Consider the following 20,408-nt stretch of genomic DNA (forward strand, 5'->3'; position numbering starts at 1 on the left):
CAACGACAAAACCGACTTTATAGGTCGGTTTTTTGCTTTTGATTTTCAACCAAGGATGTTTTGTTTAAATTTATTTGATATAATTTTGACAATATGGATGCAGTTACTTCTCAATTGGTAATGGGAATTATTCCGCTTGTTATCGGTATAGGTCTTATCTACTGGATAAGCCGGAGGAAATTTTACAGACGTAATGCGATGGGTGCAGAGGGCTTTTCGAGTTTTGAAGCATCTGTATTTATCCGTTTTATAGAACGTGTTGGTAAATGGATTGCCTATGCTTTAATTATTCTTGGCGTTGTTATTCTTTGGTCTTATACACAGATGAAAAAAGAAAGGGAGAAAAAACAACAGGAAGTTAAAATTGAACAGCCTACCAAACGTTGATAGAAATTTCCCTATAAACTTTTTAACGAATCGGATAACCCAAAAGGCTATCCGATTTTTTGTTTACGGCAAAAGAAAACAGCCAAACACTGCCTCTCAACGCCAATGACTACAACATTTCCCAGTTATGTAATAAGCCATTATAAATTAGACTTCCACAGAAAAATTGAGCAGAATATGGAAGTTATCGCAATACAAAAATCCCTACTGGATGGAATGAAAAAAGAGCTGAAAGCACTTTTGGAACTGACCGAAAACGCTACTCGGAAATATACCCCGATTTTCAAAGAAGAGAAATGGCTCGATAACCAGGAAGTGTGCCTGATGATGAACATTACCAAACGGACTTTGCAGACCTATAAGGATAAAGGCTTATTGCCTTACTCCAAGCTTAACCGCAAAAATTATTATAAACTTTCGGATGTGCAGGCTTTGCTAAAAGGCAAACATTCGTATAATACCAATGACAATGGATTTACTGACGAATGAAACCGAAGAAATCATCGAACAACAGGAGATGATAATGCGGTTGCGAAGCCGTATTGAAGAAATATTAAAAAACTACCGCCCCGTAATGAACGGAGAAATATACCTGTCGGGCGAAGATGTATGCAAGCTGTTACACATCAGTAAACGTACTTTGCAACAATATCGTGATGACAATATTCTGCCGTATATTCAAATAGGAGGCAAAATCATTTATAAAGAAACAGATTTATTGAGTGTATTGGAGCAAAACTATTGTAGCCAAAAAATCAAATAATCTATGATCAAATTTAGTTTAGGGCATATTTCTATATCGAAATGAGTTTTGTATCTTTGTAGAAGATAGAAAATACTTAAAGTGTTTTTGCTTTAGGTTCCGCATTAGAAACTGGTAATTTTTAAATCCCCGGAACAGATAAGTAAGAACGCTCACGTCATAGGCGTGGGCGTCCGCTTATTTGGGGGATGGCGTACCAGTGCCTTAATGCCGGTAAGTGTGATTGCCTACGCTTTCTTTTTTTGTGTAGGGTTCATGAAAAAGAAAAAATGGCATTATGGATACAATAAACAGACCCAAACAATCTCTGGCATTTATCAATGATAAAAGCCTCATCTTAGATAGTATTTGCAATGACCTCTCTGGTTCAGGATTTGAAATACTCTTCCGCTTGGAGCATGTCGAAGATGGAATAACTCAATTATCCGCTTTAAAAGCACTTCCAGAAGTCTGTATCATAGACTTAGATTTTTACGATAATGATGTGCTGGTACAGCTTCAGGAATTAAGAGAAAAATATCCACGTATTAAATTGATTGCCCATAGTGATATTGATGATGAGAAAGTTGGCAAGGCTCTTTTAAATATTGGTTTTTCGAGTTGTTTATTGGTTGGCAGTGATGTTGCTGATTTTAAAAAAGCGATTGAAAAAGTTGTAGAAAATTAATTATTATATTTAGTCAATCCCCAACCCTTTATGCATTTCATGCCATTCTTTTCCGAATTGTATACTTTTTAGTGCAGCTTTTCGCTTTTCTTCGGGCAAACAATCGATACAGGTTGGATACTGAAGTCCTTTATAATTTTGCTTACATTGAGGACATAGTTCCATCTTTTTGATATCAAGATTATAAGCGCATTTTCTGCACGCAGTTATTGCATCTTCAAAGGAAAGATATTTGATACAGTCATTTACATGAAGTAAAAAAGCTTCTTTCTCAATCTGCTCTGCATCCTTATTTTTAGCACGTTCTCTTTGTAACCAATATCGGATATTAGATAGATTGTTCTTATTTGCCCATTTATCCTTTGAAACAAAACATTTATCTTGAACCTCGTAAGCATCTTCATTTTCGTAAAATATAGAAATGAGTTCATTTGCCGTTCTGAAAATTGCTTCATCAAATTCATGCTTACAATCTGCACAGCGATATTTTGGAGTTTTCCTTACCCTTACGCTTGGATTTTTGTTATTGCAATTTGAACAAAGTGGAACGGGTTCATAATTATATTTTTTTAGCACATAATCTGTAAAATCAGACTTACTAACTTCTTGATTGCTATCTATGTAGTCTTTAGTATATCCTCTTATTAGTTCTCTTAAATAATCGGAATATTTTCTTGGATGAGAATTATGTTGTATAGTTAATGTATCAGTACTACTGCAAATTTCGCATTTATCTTTAATAAATTCTGACCTCCTTTCTTTCCAGTCTTTTGTATGCCAGGAGCGCTGTTCCTCTTTGGACCCATTCCAATACTGTGCTTTTGCAAGTTCCAACTGAATTTCGCTATTTACTAATTGGTCTCTTAGTTCTATAAGTTCGTTATAGGTTAGCATTTGCTTTTACTAATTTTTAAGCACCATTTTGGTGCATACTTTTTTTGTAAATATATTCTTTGACTATCCCTTTCACAATCTTTTCGAAACGTCAGCAGTTATATCAATTCTTCTTGTGTTACTATCTTTATGGCTTCACCAAATTTCTTTTTGAGATCAATATCTTTTATACTATCCGGAAATGCCATTGCTAATAGATATTTTGGTCTGGATAGGGCTACATATATTAATCTCCTCGTTTCATCAGGAAAAATATTTCCGCTGTTTGATATGTTTTCAAATAAGATGTTATCCTTATGCTTTCTTTCATTGAAGAAAACAAGAATTGAATCCAAGGTTTGACCTTTGACTTGGTGTATTGTTGTAATGGGAATATTAAAAGCAGAAAAAGACTTCTTGAAATGCTGGCTTACGGTTTCCAATAATGTAGTTTTTTCGAAGTATTTTGATTTTCTATTTCGTAAATTAAAGTCAACGTCATAATTAAGTTTCAATCTGTTTTTTAGAAAAAGCTGAGTTTCTGTTGTCCAGTCTTGTACAGTTTTGCTAAAATCAGGTAATTCATTTAAGATGGTAATCATTAAAGAATTAAAATGAGGATCAACACTCTTTTCTTTTTCAATTTCCTTTAGTATATGATAATCAGATGTATCAGTATAAATGAGCTGAATACTTATTGCTCGTATTTCTTTTATTGCATTTTTAATATCACCGCTGATGTAGAGATTTTTAGCATAAATGATATCTTTAGGTAGTTCTGTACCCCAAGGTCTTTGTTCTAGTTTTTTTCCCAGCAACGAATCTTTTAACGAATTTCCCCTAACTACAATACAGCTATTAAGGTGTTTCTTTGTTGAACAATAATCGTCATAATGTTTAATTATTAATTGGTGATTATTGCTTGAATATTTGTACACTATAACAGAGTTATTTTGCTCCTCACAGTCAACACTATTAATTGCTAAGTCGTCTGAACGTCTAACTTTAGAAAAAACATCAATGATACTTTGAGGCGAACGTCTATTGTCGGTCAAGTCATAAGATTGCCAAGTTTGATCGCTTTCATATTTTCTTAAGAATTCATCAGGTTTTGCGTCTCTCCATTCATACAGGCTTTGATAAGGGTCTCCAATTAATTCAATGTTTTTCAGGCCTTGGTTCACCAATTCCTCAAATATGGCGTGCTGTATTAAAGAATTGTCCTGAGCCTCATCAATTATAACAAAAGGGAATCTTAGACTAAGCCATTGGCAAATTTTGGGGTTATTTCTTAATAAATGTAGTGCAATATATGCAGAGTCTCCAGTTGATATAAGACCTTTTGTAAATTGTCTATTTTTTATTAGCTGACAATACTTATTAAAATTCTCTCTATCTACTTTATCCAGAGATGGTTGATTACCATTTATTGAAAATGTACCATCAGGCTCAATTCTTATTTCGCTCGGAGGATATAAATGAAAAATACTGCGATTATTTTTTGCTTTATATTCTGCGTTATTCAAAGGTCGTAACAAACCATCTAGTGTCTTTCCATTTTTTACGTAGGTCGTTTTCCACATGTCATCTAAGATATTTGTATGATCAAGTATCTTTGGTCTATTGAAATCACGATTAAGCAAATTATAAAAAGGAAGTGTAATAAATTTATTTATAAAACTATCAATGGTTGATACGTGGTTAGGAAACTGAAGTGATTTACCGCTTAGCTTTCTATATGCTTCATTAATTTCGTCTTTAGCAGAATTAGTGAACGATAAACAAGCTACACCAGAATGACCTCCGATTTCTTTTGAAGTTTCTAAATTTAAAATCTTCTTCGCAATAGTGGTTGTTTTTCCACTACCTGGGCAGGCACTTAGAATAACTTTCCCCCTAGCTTGTAGATAAGCTAATCTTTCCTCATTTTCAAAATACATTATAATCCGTTTTTTAAATGAGTTAATGCATTTAATATATACTTTGGAACCATAAATGATGCTTTTGCATCTTCCAAATTATCCAGCAAATGAATTGAGAAGTCCTGTGCAAATTCAGCTTTAGCGGGAAAAGTTTTCCATAGGAGAATTGCAACTTTCCTTCTTTGCTCATCTGTCATTAAATCTGTAGCAAATGTCGCCATATAAGCAACAATTTTAATGATTTTAGCACTTTCTACAAGGTCTAAATATTGTACTAAAAAGTTGCTTTTAAAATTTCTCCTATCATCATTTATGTTATGCAATGCAATTTCGTATTCTAATGTTTTGAATGACTCAAAGATTTGAATGTTATCTGCATTATTCTTTACAGAATTCAAGTTTTTTATTCTCGATACTGCATTACCTTTTTGAATAGAATCATCTAACAGATCGAGAATAGTGGTATCATTTATCAAACTATCAAAACTATATTCAGTTTTTTTCGAATCTGTAAATCTATCATCATCTGTGATGATGGAAATAGGTTTGTTAATTCTCTCTAATAGATTTGAATGATTAAAAAGATAGAGGAATGGATAGAAAGATGTTCCTTTTACGTTAACAATTTCGGTTCTGTAATCCTCCAATTTATAGTCCTCCAAAAGAGTAAACGCTGAAATCAATAGTTCTTCTGAAATACCTTCAATGAACAAAATTGATTTTGCAAATAAAAGTTGAGATTTGGTCACGTCTATATATCTCTGAAGCTTCTTCATTCTATTTTCCAAATCAGGATCTAACAATTCCTTATTTTTGGTGGTATCTTCGATTAATTTTTCAGACTCTCTATTTTGAAATTGTTTATCAAGTTTTGTCGCTTTGCCACAATCCAAAAGGATAAGATTCTTTAGGGGGACTTTTGAAGTTAAAGTCGGTGAATGAGTAGTTATAAATAGCTGACTATTTTCGGTAGCATTTGCATTGTTGAGAAAGTTATAAAGGCTTAGTTGCAATTGGGGATGCAGATGAGATTCAGGCTCTTCAATTAATAAGGCGAAATGAGGAAGACCATTATCTTTAATTTGCTCTTTTATATCACCAAGAACTACTGCTATGTATATCAGATTGTTTAACCCTAAACTATTTTGCCATAAATGAAATCCTTCATCCGTTAGGGTTGATCTATCATGTGGAAGATAGGGTTTAATAGCATTAACAATATATTCTGTTTTTGCTTCTTCAATTCTAACCCCAATTTTATTATCAATAACTTTCTTAAAAATACTTTCGAGATTTGTATTCACCCCATCTCTGGTATTTTTTACCTCATCACGGCTCAACAATTGAGAATTAGCATCTTTAATAATTTGTTCAATTTCAGACTCAGACTTTTCTCTCTTTACAAATCGTCTTATAACTTTTCCAAGAATATTATTCCGAGTGCTCAGTAGATCTTTAGTACTATCTCTCAATGCCCCTAAATAGTAATGTTGAAAAAGTTCAAATGTTTTATAATCGGCTTTTTGCCCATCAATATTTCCTGTATTATATGAGAAGTTCGGATATTTCCCATCTTTCTCTTCGTAAGAAATCGATATTTTAGCATAATCTTCTTCGATTTTATTAGGATCGATTACCATATATTCATAAAAAGCTCCTTTTTGCGCTGTAGATAGCCCTTTGAAAACATATGTTATAGTAATGAGTGAAGACTTTTGAATAGTTTTGATTCCTCCGTTCTCTACTGTTTTTTGATGAAAGTCATCAGATGAAACAGAAATCTCTCTGATAGGCTCTCCAATATTATATAACAGACGTATAGCGTCAATGATTGCTGATTTTCCACACCCATTTTCACCAATAATTATATTTAATTTGGGGTCAAATTCTGTTTCAATTGCTTCGATTCCTTTGTAATTCTCAACTTTTATATAGGATAAATACATTTGCTTTTCTTGGTTAGAAATAAATAAACAAAGCTATAATGGTATGTATAGAATCAATTAAATTGAAAATAAGTTTTACAATCTCGTTGAGCAACAAACAATACTTCAAGCCTTTGGCTAATTTATAAAAAAAATGGTATTGTATGATAAATTGCTTTCAAAGTATTATTTCTAATCAAGCGACGTTCTTTTGCTTCTTTTCTTTGGTCGCAGATGTGAAAAGAAAAGAAGTCATTTCCAAAAACAACAAATGGGATAATGAATATCCCATGAAAAGAATGTCGCAACCTGTTTGGTAAAATGTAGAGAAAGGGAACTGCATAGCGGTGCATTTTAGGAAAGTGGTTGCACCTTTTTAAATGCGAAAAGGCGGTTCCGACCAAAGGAAGGATGCGTCTTTTCGCCGCCCGACCTTTTGGGGTCAGGCGACTTTCAGGGGTTGGGTGTGGAAATTTTTCAGATTAATGAAAAATCCCCTGTTTTCGGTCATTCCGTAGCGAAACATATTCCACAACAGCGAACAACCCATTTGAGCCAATGTTGCATTGATATACAAATCCTGTTTTTCTAAAGCTTCTGCCAAACTGCAACTTGGCGTATCGTCCGTTTGTTCGGACTGGTTTAGCAGTTCTCCAAATTCATCTGTAACCATTGGCAGGCTTGCCACCGTTTCATACCTTTCAGAGTCGGGTTGTTTGATACTTCCGATGGTAGATAGTAACACTTGCCCTGTATGTTGGCTGTTTCCAAAATCCAACCAATATTTTGGTTCATCACGGTTGGCTCTGCGTTGTTTACTCATTGCTTTGAGCATTTCTGCAATATCAAACCTTGTCTTTACATTATCCACACAAGTAATATAAATCGTAGCTTTCGCATTTTCGGGCAGTCCTCCTAAAGAATTGCGTTCAAACTTTTGGGTTTCTGCTTTCCAATTTGTTCCCATAAACCGATTAACACGGTTTATGAGTGCTACCGATTTGTACAAGCCTGTTTCACTCGGTGCAAATCGCTGTCTGCCTAAATTGGCTTCCGTGATAATATCATCATCCCACAAACGAACATGCAATCCTGCGTGTCCCAATTCTGTTAAACTGTGGTTCATTTCCATTAAGGCGGTCAGCACCTTTGAACCTGTGCCACCTGCACCAATCAAATTGACTTCAATCGGGTTAGTAGGGCTTATCAAATAGTTGTCCGTAAAATGAACGGCTGTTTTTACTGTTTCCATTACAATAGATTTTTAAGGGTTTTGTTATACGGTTTCAATACTTCTTTCGGAAAGGGTTTATCTGTATTGATAAGGTCTTTCCAAACTTTTACGCAATCGCCTTTTATGGGATTGTGTTTGCCCAATAAGTGGCTGAAATAACTATTGAAAAAGTAGTGTTCCCAAGCCTGTATAAATTCTTCCACCGAAGCCGATTTTTTAATATCAACGCTTACTGTACCCATACAAACTTTACCATCTTCGTAAATATTGAAAAACGGAGCGTAATGCAGTTTAGTCTTATCGTTCGGTCTTCTGTCACTCGAAAGGGAATAAACGGCAAGACTGTTTTTGCTTGCTTTCCAAAGCATTGGCGGTACAAAGGCTTTACCATTGGGAATTTTCAGACCGTCCACAAAAAACAACTTTCTTTGCTGTGCTTTGGTGTACCAGATTACCGTGGCTTTTTCTGCACTCGGATTAAGGTGCAAAATGTTTGTCGGTAAAATTCCGTTTGGTTTTAAAAAGGCTTTGTCCTTGTCTTTTTCGGTGCGAAGTGACTTTGCCAATATATTTGCTTCTCTCACGGTCAATGGGTGGGCATTGATTGGATTTCCGTTTTTATCCATATCAAAATGCTCTACATACACATCGGTTGTCCGTTCTTTGGTTTCGTAGAATACCAAAGCCGATTTGGGGTGGTATAATGTCCCGAAGTCCTGTGTTATATCGTTAATCGTTTCCATATTCTTGTGTTTAACATTGGTGTAAAATATCGCTTAGGTTGTGTAATAATTGAAATAACCTCTTTTCAAAACAAAGATTGTTGGCGGTTATATCCCTGCCGTCAAACTGTTTTAGTATAATGGGTTCTTCCATTTGTCCGTATTCCTGTATATCGGTGTTTACGGATTCTATCAAGGTTTCATTCAGCCAACCTTTATGGTCTGCGTAAAATGAAATGTACTTTTCCATTCCGATAACATTTTCCATATCGTCTCCAGATGCTTCTCCATTGGGTTTGGCATTGCGGAGTACATTTTCATTCGGATAGGTTTTATACAGGGAAAAGGCTTCTTTTGCTACGGTTAAACATTCCTTGTCAAAAACATTTCTTACTTTGAACTTTTCAATACGCTGTTCAAATACGGTCAGATTGATACGGTTATAAATCCGTTGTTCAATAAAATCACCGATAAATTCGGCTTGTTTGATTTCTGATAAATAAACTTCGGTTTCTTCGGTATAATCGTCCTGTTCAACCCAATCGTTCATCATTTCGTACATCCAATAGAGATAGCTTGCTTCCTGCCTGTAATACGGAATGTCGGCTATATGATACAGATAAGCACAAACAGACAATAATAAATGTGCGTTGGATTTTCTCTTTTTATCGTGCAAAAGGCGGTACAATGGCGAAACAGGAATGTAAAAAAGTGTTGCTCCTGTATTGTAGCGTTCTTCACTTACGAAATAGGTTTTCTTACTGTCCTGTACCAAACGGATTTCTTCCCAATCCAAAACCTTGCTCTTTAACTTTTCCTCTACATCAGTCATAGCCAATGCCATATTATAGGGATAGTCAAATTGTTTGGTCTGTGCAGGTTCAATATTGTAATGTTCTGCCAATTTGGAAAGGGACTGAAAAAAATCCCTTTCCGTTTTGTCTGATTTACTGCAAGCCTGTACGGTTTTCGTTTCTTTCAGTTTAGGCAGAAACGAACATTTTAGAAAACCATTGGCAACATCGCTGTTGGTACTGATTTGCGTTTGTCTTTCCGTACTTCGTTTGCATCCTTTGGCTTTTGCATCCAATTGGCGAACTCGTTTAACTGGCGGTGCAATTGTCTTTGTCGTTGCTGTTCGGGTATTGTAATCGTTCCCGATAGGATATGTCTGTGCATAGTTCATCGCTTTAAAATTTTGGTTTACCCTTTCGTTCCCATTACGCTCTCAAATCTGTACTCGACTGCATCGTCCTTTATCTGCGGTGCAGATGCTTTTGCGGTAGTCAGTATGGGGTACATATTGGCGTAAAAATTCATTACCGCTTCCACGCTCCAACGTGGTTCGGGGTCGGTCAGTCTGATGTCCTGTCCTTTATCTTTGAGTATAAAAACTCTTTCCAATTGCGTTGCTAATAACATAATGCTCGTTTTTAATGGTTAATACTCTGTTTCTTCTTCGTCCGTTTCATCAATGGGATAGTCGGATATAACTTCTTCTGCTTGTGGCAGTTCGGGTGCTGTTTCCTCAATTGTTCCAAAAAGGCTCGGTGTGGCGAATTTGTCTGACAATGATGTTTTGCGTTTGCGTATCTCGTCCGCTTTTTCGGGAAATTCGGTTATCTCGGGAACTTTCATCCACGCTTCACGGAATTTGCCCTCTTTTTCGAGTTCGTCAGCCTTTGCCATTCCGTCTTTAAATTTTTTGTCTTTGGCTTCTTTTTCCTTTTTGGCTTTCTCGGTCTTTTCTTTTTCCATTGCCGATTGCTTTTTGACTTCCTCCATTTGTTTTAAGAATTTTTCCATATCCACCATTACGCCCGAAACGGTTTTAACAGGTGCTTTTATCTGCTCAAAAAATCCCTCGTCAAATTCCTGCGGAGTGGCGTTAAACGTTAAGGGGGGAATTAGATTTTTGGCACTATCTCCACATTGTTCGTTGTTGAGCAATACCGATACGATAAGGTTGTTTTCTGCTCCTTTGGAAATGTTGAGTTGCAGTACCCCTGTATAGTCCAAAGCTTGTATCTGATTGAAAAAATTGGTATTCATCGTTCTGAAATTTTAATTGTTAACTATTCGTTTTTTGATTGCTGTGAGTTTCTCGTGTATGTCCACCCAATAGGCTTTTTGTCGTTTGTCAAACTCCGAGAAACTTTTGTCCTCGTGGCTGTACCCTGTATTTCTTTTGGCTATTTTGATAGCTTCTTTTAAGTCGGTTATTTCAATTTCACAACCGTTCAAATCGGTTATATACATACCTCTGTAATTAATTGTGATAATGGAAATTCCTCTGACCAAAATTCTTCGCTCGTGTGCTTTCCGTAGGCTTTATACATTGCTGTTCCTGTCTTATATAGTACAAGCCTGTAACAGTCCAAGCGATTTTCGGGTACGGATAATGTTTGGAGTTCTTCTTTGTCAATATCCACGTATGCCATAGGCTTATTTTCAAGCCATTTGTATAAATCGGGGTTATCGTCTTCGTCAGCGGTATAAAAATCTACTGCCGTATCGTAATAGTTCAGTGATTGTAAAAAGTAATCTTCTTCAAACGGCTTAACCATTTCAAGCCTTTTTTGCTGTTCCTTTTTCCAATCTTCGGTAATGTGGACAATGGCAAAATTGCAATTGTCCCATTCGCTGTTGGTTCCTGCTTTGAGCAGTACGTATGCTGTTGGTTTATCTGATAATTTCATCGTTCTGAATGTTAGTGTTGGTAAATTGATTTTCGATTTTACGTTCCAATAAGGTTTCTAAAATTTCGTACTCGCTGTCGTAATCTTCGCCCTCAAAATGGTAGGTGTCAGTTTCTTCGTCAAACTCGAACTGTTCAAAATCTTCGTACTCCAAAAAAACATCTGTGAGTAGCTTGTCAGCAGATGTTGCCCTGCCACATACACAGTTACCCAATTCCAGATAGTCCTGTGTGAAATTCACGTTATAGTGTTCTGCTATCTTTTGTACTTCTACAATATTGGGCGACCATTTTGTTTCATATTGGAATACGCCTGTTACATCATCGTTTTGATAGATTTCAAAGAAATAACCACCGTTATGCTCCGAAACAAATTCGGGTAACTGTCCGCATTCTTCTTTCTGTTCCTTTTCAACCATTGATTTGAATAGCTGTTGTATCTGTTCGATTGCTTCGGGTTTGCCCTCGAAAACAACCGTATTACTGCACCAATTTGTCATAATCGTTTATTGTTTAAGGTCATGAATGTGATTTTTCAGCGGTATAAACGCCATTCACATAGTAGCCGAATGACTGCTCCCAAAGGCGTATTAAACCGTCCGTGTCTATGTAGAAATACTCTGTACGATTGCAGTAGATAATATGTACTGTTTCGTCCTTGTGCTTTTTTTTAAGGCTCTTGCCTTTAGCCAATTCTTTTGCTTCCTCTATGGTTTTTGCTTTCATATCCTGCTGTCTTGTATCGTTAAAAATTTCTACTATATCCACAATGGCACATTCGGGACAACCCTCTACGGTTGTTATCTGCTGTATTGCTCCCTGCTTTCCGCTTAGTGATATTACTCTTAGCATTGTTGTACCTGTGTCGTGCTTTAGCGTTGCTTCATATATCTCTATTGTCATAACTGTTGTTTATAGTAGGCTACCACCGATTAAGGCGGTAGCCTGTTGTTATTTAATTAAGGTTTAGGATTTCCGCACCGTCTGTTGCAAAGGCGGTACACAATTCAAATGCTTTCTGCGTTTTCTGTTGAGCCGTTCCACCTAATACAATGCTCTGCAACTTGGCTTCATCATCTTTGTAATTTCTTACGTTCTGATAGTAGCCTGTTACGGCATTATATGCCCCGAACAATGTACCTTTGGTCGTGTCCATTTGCTGTGTGTCGCTTATCATCGCATAGGTAAAAGCATTATCAACCACGTTTTTGAACACGGTGGAAATTTCATCTTCCGCACCTTTGTTGATTAGCTCTAAAGTTTCCTTGTTCGGGCAAAGTGCCAATTGGATTAGCTTTCTTACTTCTCGGTCTGATACTTTTACCTTTGTCCAATTGTTGAAAATGTTCTCTAATTGGTTACTCAACGTATTGGCAAGTCCCATAATCTTGTGAGCGTTCTCAATACGCTGTTTTGCTCCCGAAGTATGTTTGATACGGACTACATTGGTCATATTGCGTAACGAAGCGTTTAAGGTGTTTTGGCACACGATACGGATAGGTGTAAACGCTGCGGTAATACTTCCGCTACCATCGTGCGAAGTGGTTAGGAAAATGTACTTTTCCGTAACATCATCGCCATTGCCCACTCGGATATAATCGGGTAGTTTGGCTGTGATAAAAATGCGTTCTCCGTTACCCAATGCTCCTGCGGTTTCGTAGAGAATACCCTCGCCACCACCTACAATGGCATCAAAGAAATTAAAGGCTTCACGGTTCTGTACAATGTGGTAATCCTTACCGACTACGCCCAAAACTGCATTGTTATCAGTGCGTATGTTGGCGAAATAGTTAGGTACTTCCAATTCGCTACTGCCTATCTCGATGCCGTTGGCTGTTTCGATAATACCCGAACCTTTGGTAAACAGTGGGGATTTTATGACTTCGTAATCTAACCCTGCGTGTCGGATAGCTTCCTCACTCGTTGGGTATTGCTCCACGATTTGCCCTAAACCGTGCCACGCTTTTTGCTGTACTGAAAAGAAACTGTGCTTTCCTGTTTGCTCGTTGAAATTGATATTATGTGCCATTTTGATAAAATTTTGATGTTAAAAAATGATTGAATGTTCTTGATTAAAATGGGAGGTCGTCCTCTGTTCCCTGTGCTGTAAATCCGTTGTTTTCAGATTGTGCAGTAGCCTGTGCGGTTTCGGTTCTTTTGATACCTCCGTGAAACTTGATGTTTGAGGTATGGAAATTCAGACCTGCTTTCGGCTCTCCGTCTTTGCCTGTCCACGCTCTTGTGCTTACCCTGCCTGTGAGTTCTACCAAAGTGCCTTTGGTCAGTAGTGATGCTACCTTTGCAGACAGCCAATAGGCACAGTCGAAGTAGGTTGTTTGCTCAATGCGTTCGCCCTGTTTGTTCTTGTAGCTTTCGTTGGTCGCTACTGAAAAGTTTACTACTTGTTTGTCCTGTGACGTTGTGCGTACTTCCGCATCCCTTGTCAGTCTTCCGATGATGTTCATAATCGTTCCTGTTTTAAAAGTTTTACATTTTGTTACGTTCGCTTTTCTCGTTTCCTGCTTCCTGTTGTGGTTTGCTCCGCTTCGCTTCGCATAATTTTTTCCAAAAGAAAAACCGGAAAAAAGAAAGCAGACTATCAAGGCGGTCAAGAGGAAAAGCCAAAAGGAAACGGAATAATTGGAGGGTACCTTTAGGGAGGAAACCGTTTATGCCGTAGTCTTTTGGCTGGGATTGAGCTTGGGGTGACCGCCGTACTTTGGCTGCCTTTTTACCGGTTGATTATGGAAATATTCTGTCCTAAATTTTTGTTGTAATTGACCAGGCTATTAAAGCCTATAAGAGAGATTTGAAAAATGAAACTGAAAGGGAATGGATAAGGAGTTAGTTTTTCAATTTTCTATTTAGAAAACAGCCTTAAAAAGCTCTTTTATGAGAGAGGGAAACAAAACGCAGGGAGATAAATGTGCTTTGGCTGTAAAAAAGTACGGGCATAAAAAAAGCAGAACCTATAAAGTTCTGCTCTGTTAAAAGGAAGTGTAATAATCTAATCAGACGATTGCTAAAAATGCTTCTTCCATTTCTTGAAATTTCGGAGCCACCAAATCCATATCCTTACTGATTTTCTGGCTGGTTATTTTAGCATAAATCTGTGTGGTGGAAATGTTTTTGTGTCCCATCATTTTACTAAGGCTTTCAAGCGGTACGCCTTCGGTTAAGAACATCGTACCAAAAGTGTGTCTTGCCGTATGAAAGGTTACTTTCTGTTCTGTAATGATCTCCGCTGTTTCAATCAATTTACTGACGTGATTGTTACAGGTTACATTTGTAGGAACCGGGAAGATAATTTCGTTCCTCGTCGTACCTTGATATTTTTCAATGATACGTTTTGGGATTTCCATCAACCTAACATTGGACGCAATATCCGATTTCTTTCTCCTGCTGATGATCCATTGATGACCATCAAAGAATGATTGGATATTATTCCGAGTTAATTTCTTAATGTCTGCATAAGCAAGTCCGGTGAAACAACTAAAGATAAAGAGATCTTTTACAAGCTCATATCTTGGGTGTGACGGTACGCATTTCATCAGCTTCTCAACATCTTCTTTCAAAATGTAACCTCTGTCGGTTTCCTGCATATTTATCTCATAATCCTGAAAGGGATTATCACGTATCAAGCCTTTTTTGATAGCCAATTCAGCGAGACCTAACACCGGCATCGTGTAAACCCAAACTGTATTGTGAGAAGACTGTAAATCGTATCGGAGATAAAAATCAAATTCCCTGATAAACTCGGCAGTCAATTCCCGGAATGCCATATCATCACGATGATAACGTTCTTTAATAAAATTGGTAAGATGGTTGTAAACCGTGATATACTTGTTGTAAGTGCTTTGTGAACGTTCTTCTTTTTCGACCAATCTTTTAAAATCTTCGTTTTGATCGTTGAATACTTTTAGTATTGCATCATCCATCACACCGACACCAAGAAAAGAAAGCTTTACTTTCTGTGCGGTGGCAAAACCTTCATGTTTCTGCATGTCTTCGTATATCTTGTCGATACGACCACGTATGTTATCCAGTTTCTGGTTAATATTCAATGCAACGGCACTTTTACCCTCAACTCTTCCGTGTTTTAAATTCCAATTATTAGGGTTTATTTCTAACTTTGTCCCCAAAGTTTTCGGTGTTCCGTCAATGGTAATACGTGCCATAATTGGTGCGTTACCATTCTTTTTCAGTTCGTTCTTTTTCAAATAGAAAAGCAGTTTGAACGTCGATTTTTTTGTCTGCTCCATAACTCAAATGTTTAATGTTTAAAATTAACTTTCATTGAGTTACAAGGAAATGTAAAAAGAGGTGCAAAAGACTGAAATATAACAAGTTAATATATATCATTACCTTTATCAATCGGTAACGAATTAGTAACCTAACCTTGTCATTTTAAGCCCAAAACTTATCAGACACAGAGTTCCAAACTACGACTACTATTTTATAAAACACTGTATAGCAACGGTCTTAATCGTTTTGCTTACTTTTGCTTTTTACTAATCTTTTTTATTGAAAATAATAGAATGAGTTGCAATAACTTCATCTTATTGACTGCAAAAATATATTTTTATAATGATTCATCAAAATAGTCGATAAAAAAATAATAGTAATTTAATCTATATGTGGATATAATAATGTTTTTATAAGCTTAATATGAATTTATTTTTGGAAATTAAATAATACCTTTCCCTATATTATTCAATGTTGATCACGTCCTGGATACTCCCTCTATATCTATTACAAATTGCACGTTTAATATATAGGTAAGTTCTTGATTAATGATTAAATTTGTTGTAAACAATCTTTCTAAAAATTCTTTTTCAGATATAAAAAATTCAATGAAAAACAAAATCTTCATTTGCCACAACTGCCCCATGACCAGAACGATGGCTACCATTGGTACCAAATGGAAACCCATCATCATTTATACCATTGGTTTAAAGAAGAAAAGGTTTGGACAAATCTTTGCCCTGATGAGTATCATTTCTAAAAAAGTACTCACCGAACAGCTTAAAGAACTTGTTGAAGATAAGATCGTCATTCGTGAAGAGTTTAATGAAATGCCACCAAGGGTCGAATATTCTTTAAGCGAAAAAGGAATAGAACTTCTCACCATACTTAATCAGTTAACGCTATGGAATCAGAAGCATCATGAACTGGAACAACAAAATGAACAGCTATAATAGCTGTTATAAACACAAAATATCTTACCCTCGTCATTATTGGTATCTTCCTGAAGTGCTGTATGGAACGGGATACCAAATATATTTTTTCCCTTCTTTTTTCAGTCTTCCCAATCCGGGAAAGGAAATATGAGCCCCGGCAATCAGTAAATTTTTATCGGCTGCCTGTTTTAAAAAGGATTTTCTGGCTATATCAGAAGCATGATGATCTACATCGAAATGATCCAATATGTCAGAAGCAGATAACTGAATAGCAGCAACGTGTACTACATCCCCCCAAAAGAAGAGTTCTTCACCACCATCCTTCAACAGATAAATCGTATGCCCCGGAGTATGTCCACCAACGGCATAACTATAAATATGAGGCAACACTTCAGTATTCACTCCTTCAAATGTTTTTACCTGATGATCATTAAGATAAGGGGTCAACATATTCTTTGCATTCTCAAATGTCTGTGGATTAGCTCCCATATGTTCTTTTGAAGCCTGTTGAGCATTAGTTTCATTCAGCCAAAAATCCAGTTCTTTTTTATTGACATGGATGGTGGCATCAGGGAAAACCTTTTTGTTATTTATCATAAGTCCTCCTGAATGATCTGCATGAATATGAGTCAGCAGGATATCCGTTATAGCTTCCGGTTTTATTCCTACAGAAGCAAGACTTTCCAAGATATGTCCTCCGGTTGTTCCCAGCAATTCCCCGGAACCTGTATCTACCAGAATAAGTTTACGATCCGTTTTTACAAGAAAAACATTGATGCTGATCTCTACAGGATTATTAATAAACTGAGAGGTAAGTAAACGAGCAGGTTTTCCCGGCGTATGATCATTAAATAACTTTTCTGCATCCACTTCAATGGTGCCATCCAGCAGAGAGTAAACTTCTGTATTTCCTATCTTGATTCTGTAAGCATCATGAGTTTGCGAAAAGAGCAAATTATTGAATAAAAGACAGATTAACAGCAGAATGGTGGATTTAATGTTAGTATTCATTCTTGAAATATTTATTTAGTTACAAAAGTAAACTATAATAGTTACCAATAGAGACTAAAATAAAAATAGAGATTACAAAAAGGTAACCACTATTTCCCAATATTACATTTCTCCTCTCCTGTTGTCATCAGTTGTTACTTAAACAAACGGCAGGCATCTGAGATGCCTGCCGTTTGTTTATGGCTTACATTGTATTGATTATCAGAACTGATCTATGTATTTCTTAATTCACCCATTTCTTTTACCAATTGAGGGTACATCTTCTGAAGCTCAGCACCATTTTTCGGTTCACGGTTCATTTTACGATCCATACTGTCGTAATGATTCTCCGGATAAAGCTCATCAACTGTATCTCGTATTTCTGATTCATCTTCATTATCATGATTTTCAGAATAGGCTTCATCAGAGACATACAATAACCCTTCTGCCCAGCAATCCCCGATATTGAAACTATATTTTCCACTGACAAATACCTGAATATCTTTTTTAATATCTTCAAAAAACTCTTTACCTTTCAGCAATAGCCAGCAACGGAAATAAATGAATCCGTCATCAGAAAGGTAACCGTCAAAAATATAGCTCCCGTTCTCCGTTTTAAAATCATTCTCAAGGATGTTGGAAAGTTCGGCAATTTCCGCAGTATAAAGTTCACTCAGCTTTTCCTGAAGAGTCTTTTCAAAAAGAACCAGTCTTTCTTTTCCAAACCGGGAAAGGTATAGGGTTAGATTCTCCAGATGTTCATCAATATCATATTCGCTCCAGTGGGCATTTTTATATTTATTTGATTTTTCTATAGCTTCCCAGAAATAAATATCTGCTTTTTCAGCTTCAGAAAGTTCCGCCTTCTGTGGGATTTCTTCATTTTCAAGAATTTCAGTGTATCCTTTCCTGATCTTTTGCCCGATTAGCTTTTCAGACTCTTTGGTACATTCTTCTTCATCTGTAAATTCTTTAATGGTTTCACGTCCTTGGGTTCCCGTTTTTCCAAATACTATTTTTTGTGTGTTTCCCCAATATTCAATATTCCAAAATTTGTCAGAGATTCCAGTTTGATTGATTAAATTCCTTTTCATAAAGCTGATAATATGTGATTGATCTATTTTCGGGGGTAAACTACGAAAAATAAAGAGATCCGGCTCCTTATACTGCTTTTATTTTTACCCTACCCAAAGACTCATTTCATTACTCTTTAAAGTCTGTTGAAAAAGACAGATGTTCCCATTCTTTGAGCTGGGCTGCCATGTGAGTCATTTTATTTTCTGCTCTTTGAAAAGCATCACTTCCCAGGAATAATAAAGCAGGAGGATTCCTGGCAGCAATTAATTCAATAAACGCATCTGCCAATTGATCAGGATCTCCTAATTGTTTTCCGTCCATTTCATCCATTTTTTGATAAGCCGTCCTCAAAAACTCATACTCTTTTATTTGATTCTGACTGAAAGCTATTGAATCCGGTTTGGCAAAATGAGTACGAAACCATCCGGGTAACACCGCGGTCACATTGATTCCCAACGGTTTTAAATCATTGGCTAATGCTTCAGACAAGCCTGTTACAGCAAATTTGGCTGCAGAATATATGCTCCATCCCAGCCCGGGAGCAAATCCGGCAATCGATGAAATATTAATGATATGCCCCGAACGCTGATTTCTTAAATAAGGCAATACCTGTTGAATAACTTTTACCACAGCAAAGAAATTGATCTGAAAATTGTCTTCTATTTCTTTACCGTCAAGTTCTTCTATTGCTCCTCCAAGCCCATAACCGGCATTATTGACCACCACATCCAGCTGACCAAACTTTTCTATTGTTCTCTCAATAGATCTGGCAATGGACTTTTCATCTTTTAAATCAACCTCTAACGGAAGAAAATTTTCCCCACCATCCTTGAGTCCCTCAAAAGCAGCAAGTGTTCTTGAAGTAGCGGCAACCTTATATCCTTTCTCTAAAAGTTTTTTTACTACCGAAAATCCCATTCCTTTGGATGCTCCTGTGATGTACCATGTTTTTGTATGATTCATAAATTCTATTTTCATACAAAATTACCTTAAGCCTCAATCGATATTTTGTCATATAGAAACCAATACTTGTCAAATTCAAACCTATCTTAAATGGGTCGGGCTGGTCTTAGTTTGTTTCTTAAAAAAGTTATTGAAATGGGACTGATCTTCAAAACCAAGGACATAACTGATCTCTGAAATGTTCCAATCTGTATATTTTAAAAGGATTTTGGCTTCCGAAATCAGCCGTTCAAAAATATGCTCAGAAGTCGTTCGACCTGTTTGTTTTTTTATGGCGCGATTAAGATAATTAACATGAATAGACAGTCGATCAGCAAATGCTTTGGGGGAGCGTAGTTCAAAACGTTGCGCGGTAGATTCAATGGGAAACTGCCTCTCTAAAAGTTCCATGAATACCGAAGTAATTCTGGCAGCAGCATTGGAAGATGCGGAGGAACAATTTACAGGCTGTAACTTCAATCCGCAATAAATTAATTCACTGACATAATTTTTAATAAGATCATATTTATAGCGAAAATCTGAATTCATTTCTTTGGACATCTTTTCAAATATTATCTTAACCTCCATTGCTTCCTCCTCATTTAAAGTGAAAACAGGGTATGCATCTGCTGTAAATAGTGGAAGCTCAAATAGATTGAAACGAAAATTATCTTTCAGAAATTCGTCTTTAAAAACACAAAAATAGCCTTTAGAATCCGGAGTTAAAGGTTCGTAAGTATAGGGTACATAGGGATGAAAGAAAAGTAATGTATCTCCAGCTATAGGAATACTCCGGTCTCCATAATGAAATACATTATTCCCCTGAAACCACATGATCTTATGAAAATCTCTTCGGATAAAGGTAGGAGAAGTCATCCCTGAATGAATCCTGTCCTCAATCTTAAAGATATTAAATTGTCCTTCATTTTGAGAGAAATCTTCAGATAACATTCCATATTTGTTCCGGTAGAATTGTTCAAGTGTTTCGGTAGCTTTTGCCATACTTTAATTTTTTAATAGGATACCAT

Annotated in this window: 24 protein-coding genes; 6 read left to right on the plus strand and 18 right to left on the minus strand. The window is 36.4% G+C overall.

Going from position 1 to position 20,408, the window contains the following annotated elements:
* Positions 1-93 precede the first annotated feature (93 nt).
* From EL260_RS17715 to EL260_RS17730, 4 genes are all read left to right on the plus strand, one after another.
* On the plus strand, positions 94-387 hold the full coding sequence (locus tag EL260_RS17715; RefSeq protein WP_019977033.1) for a hypothetical protein: 294 nt from the start codon (positions 94-96) through the stop codon (positions 385-387).
* Between the two features lie 177 nt (positions 388-564).
* The gene (locus EL260_RS17720) at positions 565-876 is read left to right on the plus strand and encodes a helix-turn-helix domain-containing protein (protein WP_034871538.1); all 312 of its coding nucleotides are present in this window, start codon (positions 565-567) and stop codon (positions 874-876) included.
* The gene (locus EL260_RS17725) at positions 857-1,150 is read left to right on the plus strand and encodes a helix-turn-helix domain-containing protein (RefSeq protein WP_034871423.1); all 294 of its coding nucleotides are present in this window, start codon (positions 857-859) and stop codon (positions 1,148-1,150) included. The genes EL260_RS17720 and EL260_RS17725 overlap by 20 nt, the downstream gene beginning before the upstream one ends.
* Positions 1,151-1,427: 277 nt before the next feature.
* Positions 1,428-1,817, plus strand: coding sequence for an ANTAR domain-containing protein (locus EL260_RS17730; protein ID WP_034871424.1), 390 nt, complete (start codon positions 1,428-1,430; stop codon positions 1,815-1,817).
* 9 nt (positions 1,818-1,826) lie between these two features.
* On the opposite strand, the gene EL260_RS17735 is transcribed toward EL260_RS17730, so the two are convergent.
* From EL260_RS17735 to EL260_RS17745, 3 genes are all read right to left on the minus strand, one after another.
* A complete protein-coding gene (locus tag EL260_RS17735) occupies positions 1,827-2,711 on the minus strand; it encodes a hypothetical protein (protein ID WP_034871425.1) in 885 nt (294 codons plus the stop codon).
* A gap of 98 nt (positions 2,712-2,809) precedes the next feature.
* Positions 2,810-4,630, minus strand: a complete 1,821-nt coding sequence (locus tag EL260_RS17740; RefSeq protein WP_068791508.1) for a UvrD-helicase domain-containing protein — start codon at positions 4,628-4,630, stop codon at positions 2,810-2,812.
* Complete coding sequence (locus EL260_RS17745; protein WP_034871426.1) at positions 4,630-6,558, minus strand: ATP-dependent nuclease; 1,929 nt, start codon at positions 6,556-6,558, stop codon at positions 4,630-4,632. The genes EL260_RS17740 and EL260_RS17745 overlap by 1 nt, the downstream gene beginning before the upstream one ends.
* Positions 6,559-6,701: 143 nt before the next feature.
* Between EL260_RS17745 and EL260_RS25650 the strand changes: the two genes are divergently transcribed.
* Positions 6,702-6,857, plus strand: a complete 156-nt coding sequence (locus EL260_RS25650) for a hypothetical protein (RefSeq protein ID WP_164466541.1) — start codon at positions 6,702-6,704, stop codon at positions 6,855-6,857.
* A 122-nt stretch (positions 6,858-6,979) separates the two neighbouring features.
* Here EL260_RS25650 and EL260_RS17750 read toward each other — a convergent pair whose 3' ends face one another.
* The 11 genes from EL260_RS17750 to EL260_RS17805 all read right to left on the minus strand — a co-directional run bounded on the left by EL260_RS17750 (position 6,980) and on the right by EL260_RS17805 (position 15,453).
* Positions 6,980-7,789 carry a PRTRC system ThiF family protein gene (locus EL260_RS17750; protein ID WP_094771545.1) on the minus strand — a complete coding sequence of 270 codons (810 nt, stop codon included), beginning with the start codon at positions 7,787-7,789 and terminating at the stop codon, positions 6,980-6,982.
* Positions 7,789-8,514, minus strand: coding sequence for a PRTRC system protein B (locus EL260_RS17755; RefSeq protein WP_034871431.1), 726 nt, complete (start codon positions 8,512-8,514; stop codon positions 7,789-7,791). The genes EL260_RS17750 and EL260_RS17755 overlap by 1 nt, the downstream gene beginning before the upstream one ends.
* A 10-nt stretch (positions 8,515-8,524) precedes the next feature.
* Positions 8,525-9,679 carry a hypothetical protein gene (locus EL260_RS17760; protein ID WP_059344611.1) on the minus strand — a complete coding sequence of 385 codons (1,155 nt, stop codon included), beginning with the start codon at positions 9,677-9,679 and terminating at the stop codon, positions 8,525-8,527.
* Positions 9,680-9,696: 17 nt separating this feature from the next.
* On the minus strand, positions 9,697-9,915 hold the full coding sequence (locus tag EL260_RS17765; protein ID WP_019976352.1) for a PRTRC system protein C: 219 nt from the start codon (positions 9,913-9,915) through the stop codon (positions 9,697-9,699).
* A gap of 18 nt (positions 9,916-9,933) precedes the next feature.
* The gene (locus EL260_RS17770; RefSeq protein ID WP_115169381.1) at positions 9,934-10,545 is read right to left on the minus strand and encodes a PRTRC system protein E; all 612 of its coding nucleotides are present in this window, start codon (positions 10,543-10,545) and stop codon (positions 9,934-9,936) included.
* A 197-nt stretch (positions 10,546-10,742) separates the two neighbouring features.
* Complete coding sequence (locus EL260_RS17780; RefSeq protein WP_034871435.1) at positions 10,743-11,192, minus strand: hypothetical protein; 450 nt, start codon at positions 11,190-11,192, stop codon at positions 10,743-10,745.
* Positions 11,176-11,691 carry a DUF1281 family ferredoxin-like fold protein gene (locus EL260_RS17785; RefSeq protein WP_034871436.1) on the minus strand — a complete coding sequence of 172 codons (516 nt, stop codon included), beginning with the start codon at positions 11,689-11,691 and terminating at the stop codon, positions 11,176-11,178. Before EL260_RS17785 ends, EL260_RS17780 begins: the two co-directional genes overlap by 17 nt.
* A gap of 19 nt (positions 11,692-11,710) precedes the next feature.
* On the minus strand, positions 11,711-12,043 hold the full coding sequence (locus tag EL260_RS26050) for a hypothetical protein (protein WP_228445516.1): 333 nt from the start codon (positions 12,041-12,043) through the stop codon (positions 11,711-11,713).
* A gap of 103 nt (positions 12,044-12,146) precedes the next feature.
* The gene (locus EL260_RS17795; RefSeq protein ID WP_034871437.1) at positions 12,147-13,220 is read right to left on the minus strand and encodes a DUF932 domain-containing protein; all 1,074 of its coding nucleotides are present in this window, start codon (positions 13,218-13,220) and stop codon (positions 12,147-12,149) included.
* Positions 13,221-13,263: 43 nt separating this feature from the next.
* Positions 13,264-13,656 carry a single-stranded DNA-binding protein gene (locus EL260_RS17800; protein ID WP_034871542.1) on the minus strand — a complete coding sequence of 131 codons (393 nt, stop codon included), beginning with the start codon at positions 13,654-13,656 and terminating at the stop codon, positions 13,264-13,266.
* A gap of 546 nt (positions 13,657-14,202) precedes the next feature.
* Entirely contained in the window at positions 14,203-15,453 is a 1,251-nt protein-coding gene (locus EL260_RS17805; RefSeq protein ID WP_115169380.1) for a site-specific integrase, read from the minus strand.
* 591 nt (positions 15,454-16,044) lie between these two features.
* Here EL260_RS17805 and EL260_RS17810 point away from each other — a divergent pair.
* Positions 16,045-16,389, plus strand: a complete 345-nt coding sequence (locus EL260_RS17810) for a winged helix-turn-helix transcriptional regulator (RefSeq protein WP_228445518.1) — start codon at positions 16,045-16,047, stop codon at positions 16,387-16,389.
* A 36-nt stretch (positions 16,390-16,425) separates the two neighbouring features.
* Here EL260_RS17810 and EL260_RS17815 read toward each other — a convergent pair whose 3' ends face one another.
* The 4 genes from EL260_RS17815 to EL260_RS17830 form a co-directional block, all read right to left on the minus strand.
* Positions 16,426-17,382, minus strand: coding sequence for an MBL fold metallo-hydrolase (locus EL260_RS17815; protein WP_123856670.1), 957 nt, complete (start codon positions 17,380-17,382; stop codon positions 16,426-16,428).
* 212 nt (positions 17,383-17,594) lie between these two features.
* Positions 17,595-18,455 carry a DUF4240 domain-containing protein gene (locus tag EL260_RS17820; protein ID WP_123856672.1) on the minus strand — a complete coding sequence of 287 codons (861 nt, stop codon included), beginning with the start codon at positions 18,453-18,455 and terminating at the stop codon, positions 17,595-17,597.
* Positions 18,456-18,564: 109 nt separating this feature from the next.
* Positions 18,565-19,401 carry an SDR family oxidoreductase gene (locus EL260_RS17825; RefSeq protein WP_123856673.1) on the minus strand — a complete coding sequence of 279 codons (837 nt, stop codon included), beginning with the start codon at positions 19,399-19,401 and terminating at the stop codon, positions 18,565-18,567.
* An 81-nt stretch (positions 19,402-19,482) separates the two neighbouring features.
* Entirely contained in the window at positions 19,483-20,382 is a 900-nt protein-coding gene (locus tag EL260_RS17830) for a helix-turn-helix domain-containing protein (RefSeq protein ID WP_123856675.1), read from the minus strand.
* Positions 20,383-20,408: the final 26 nt, after the last annotated feature.

Source organism: Chryseobacterium nakagawai (assembly GCF_900637665.1).
GTDB classification, from domain to species: domain Bacteria; phylum Bacteroidota; class Bacteroidia; order Flavobacteriales; family Weeksellaceae; genus Chryseobacterium; species Chryseobacterium nakagawai.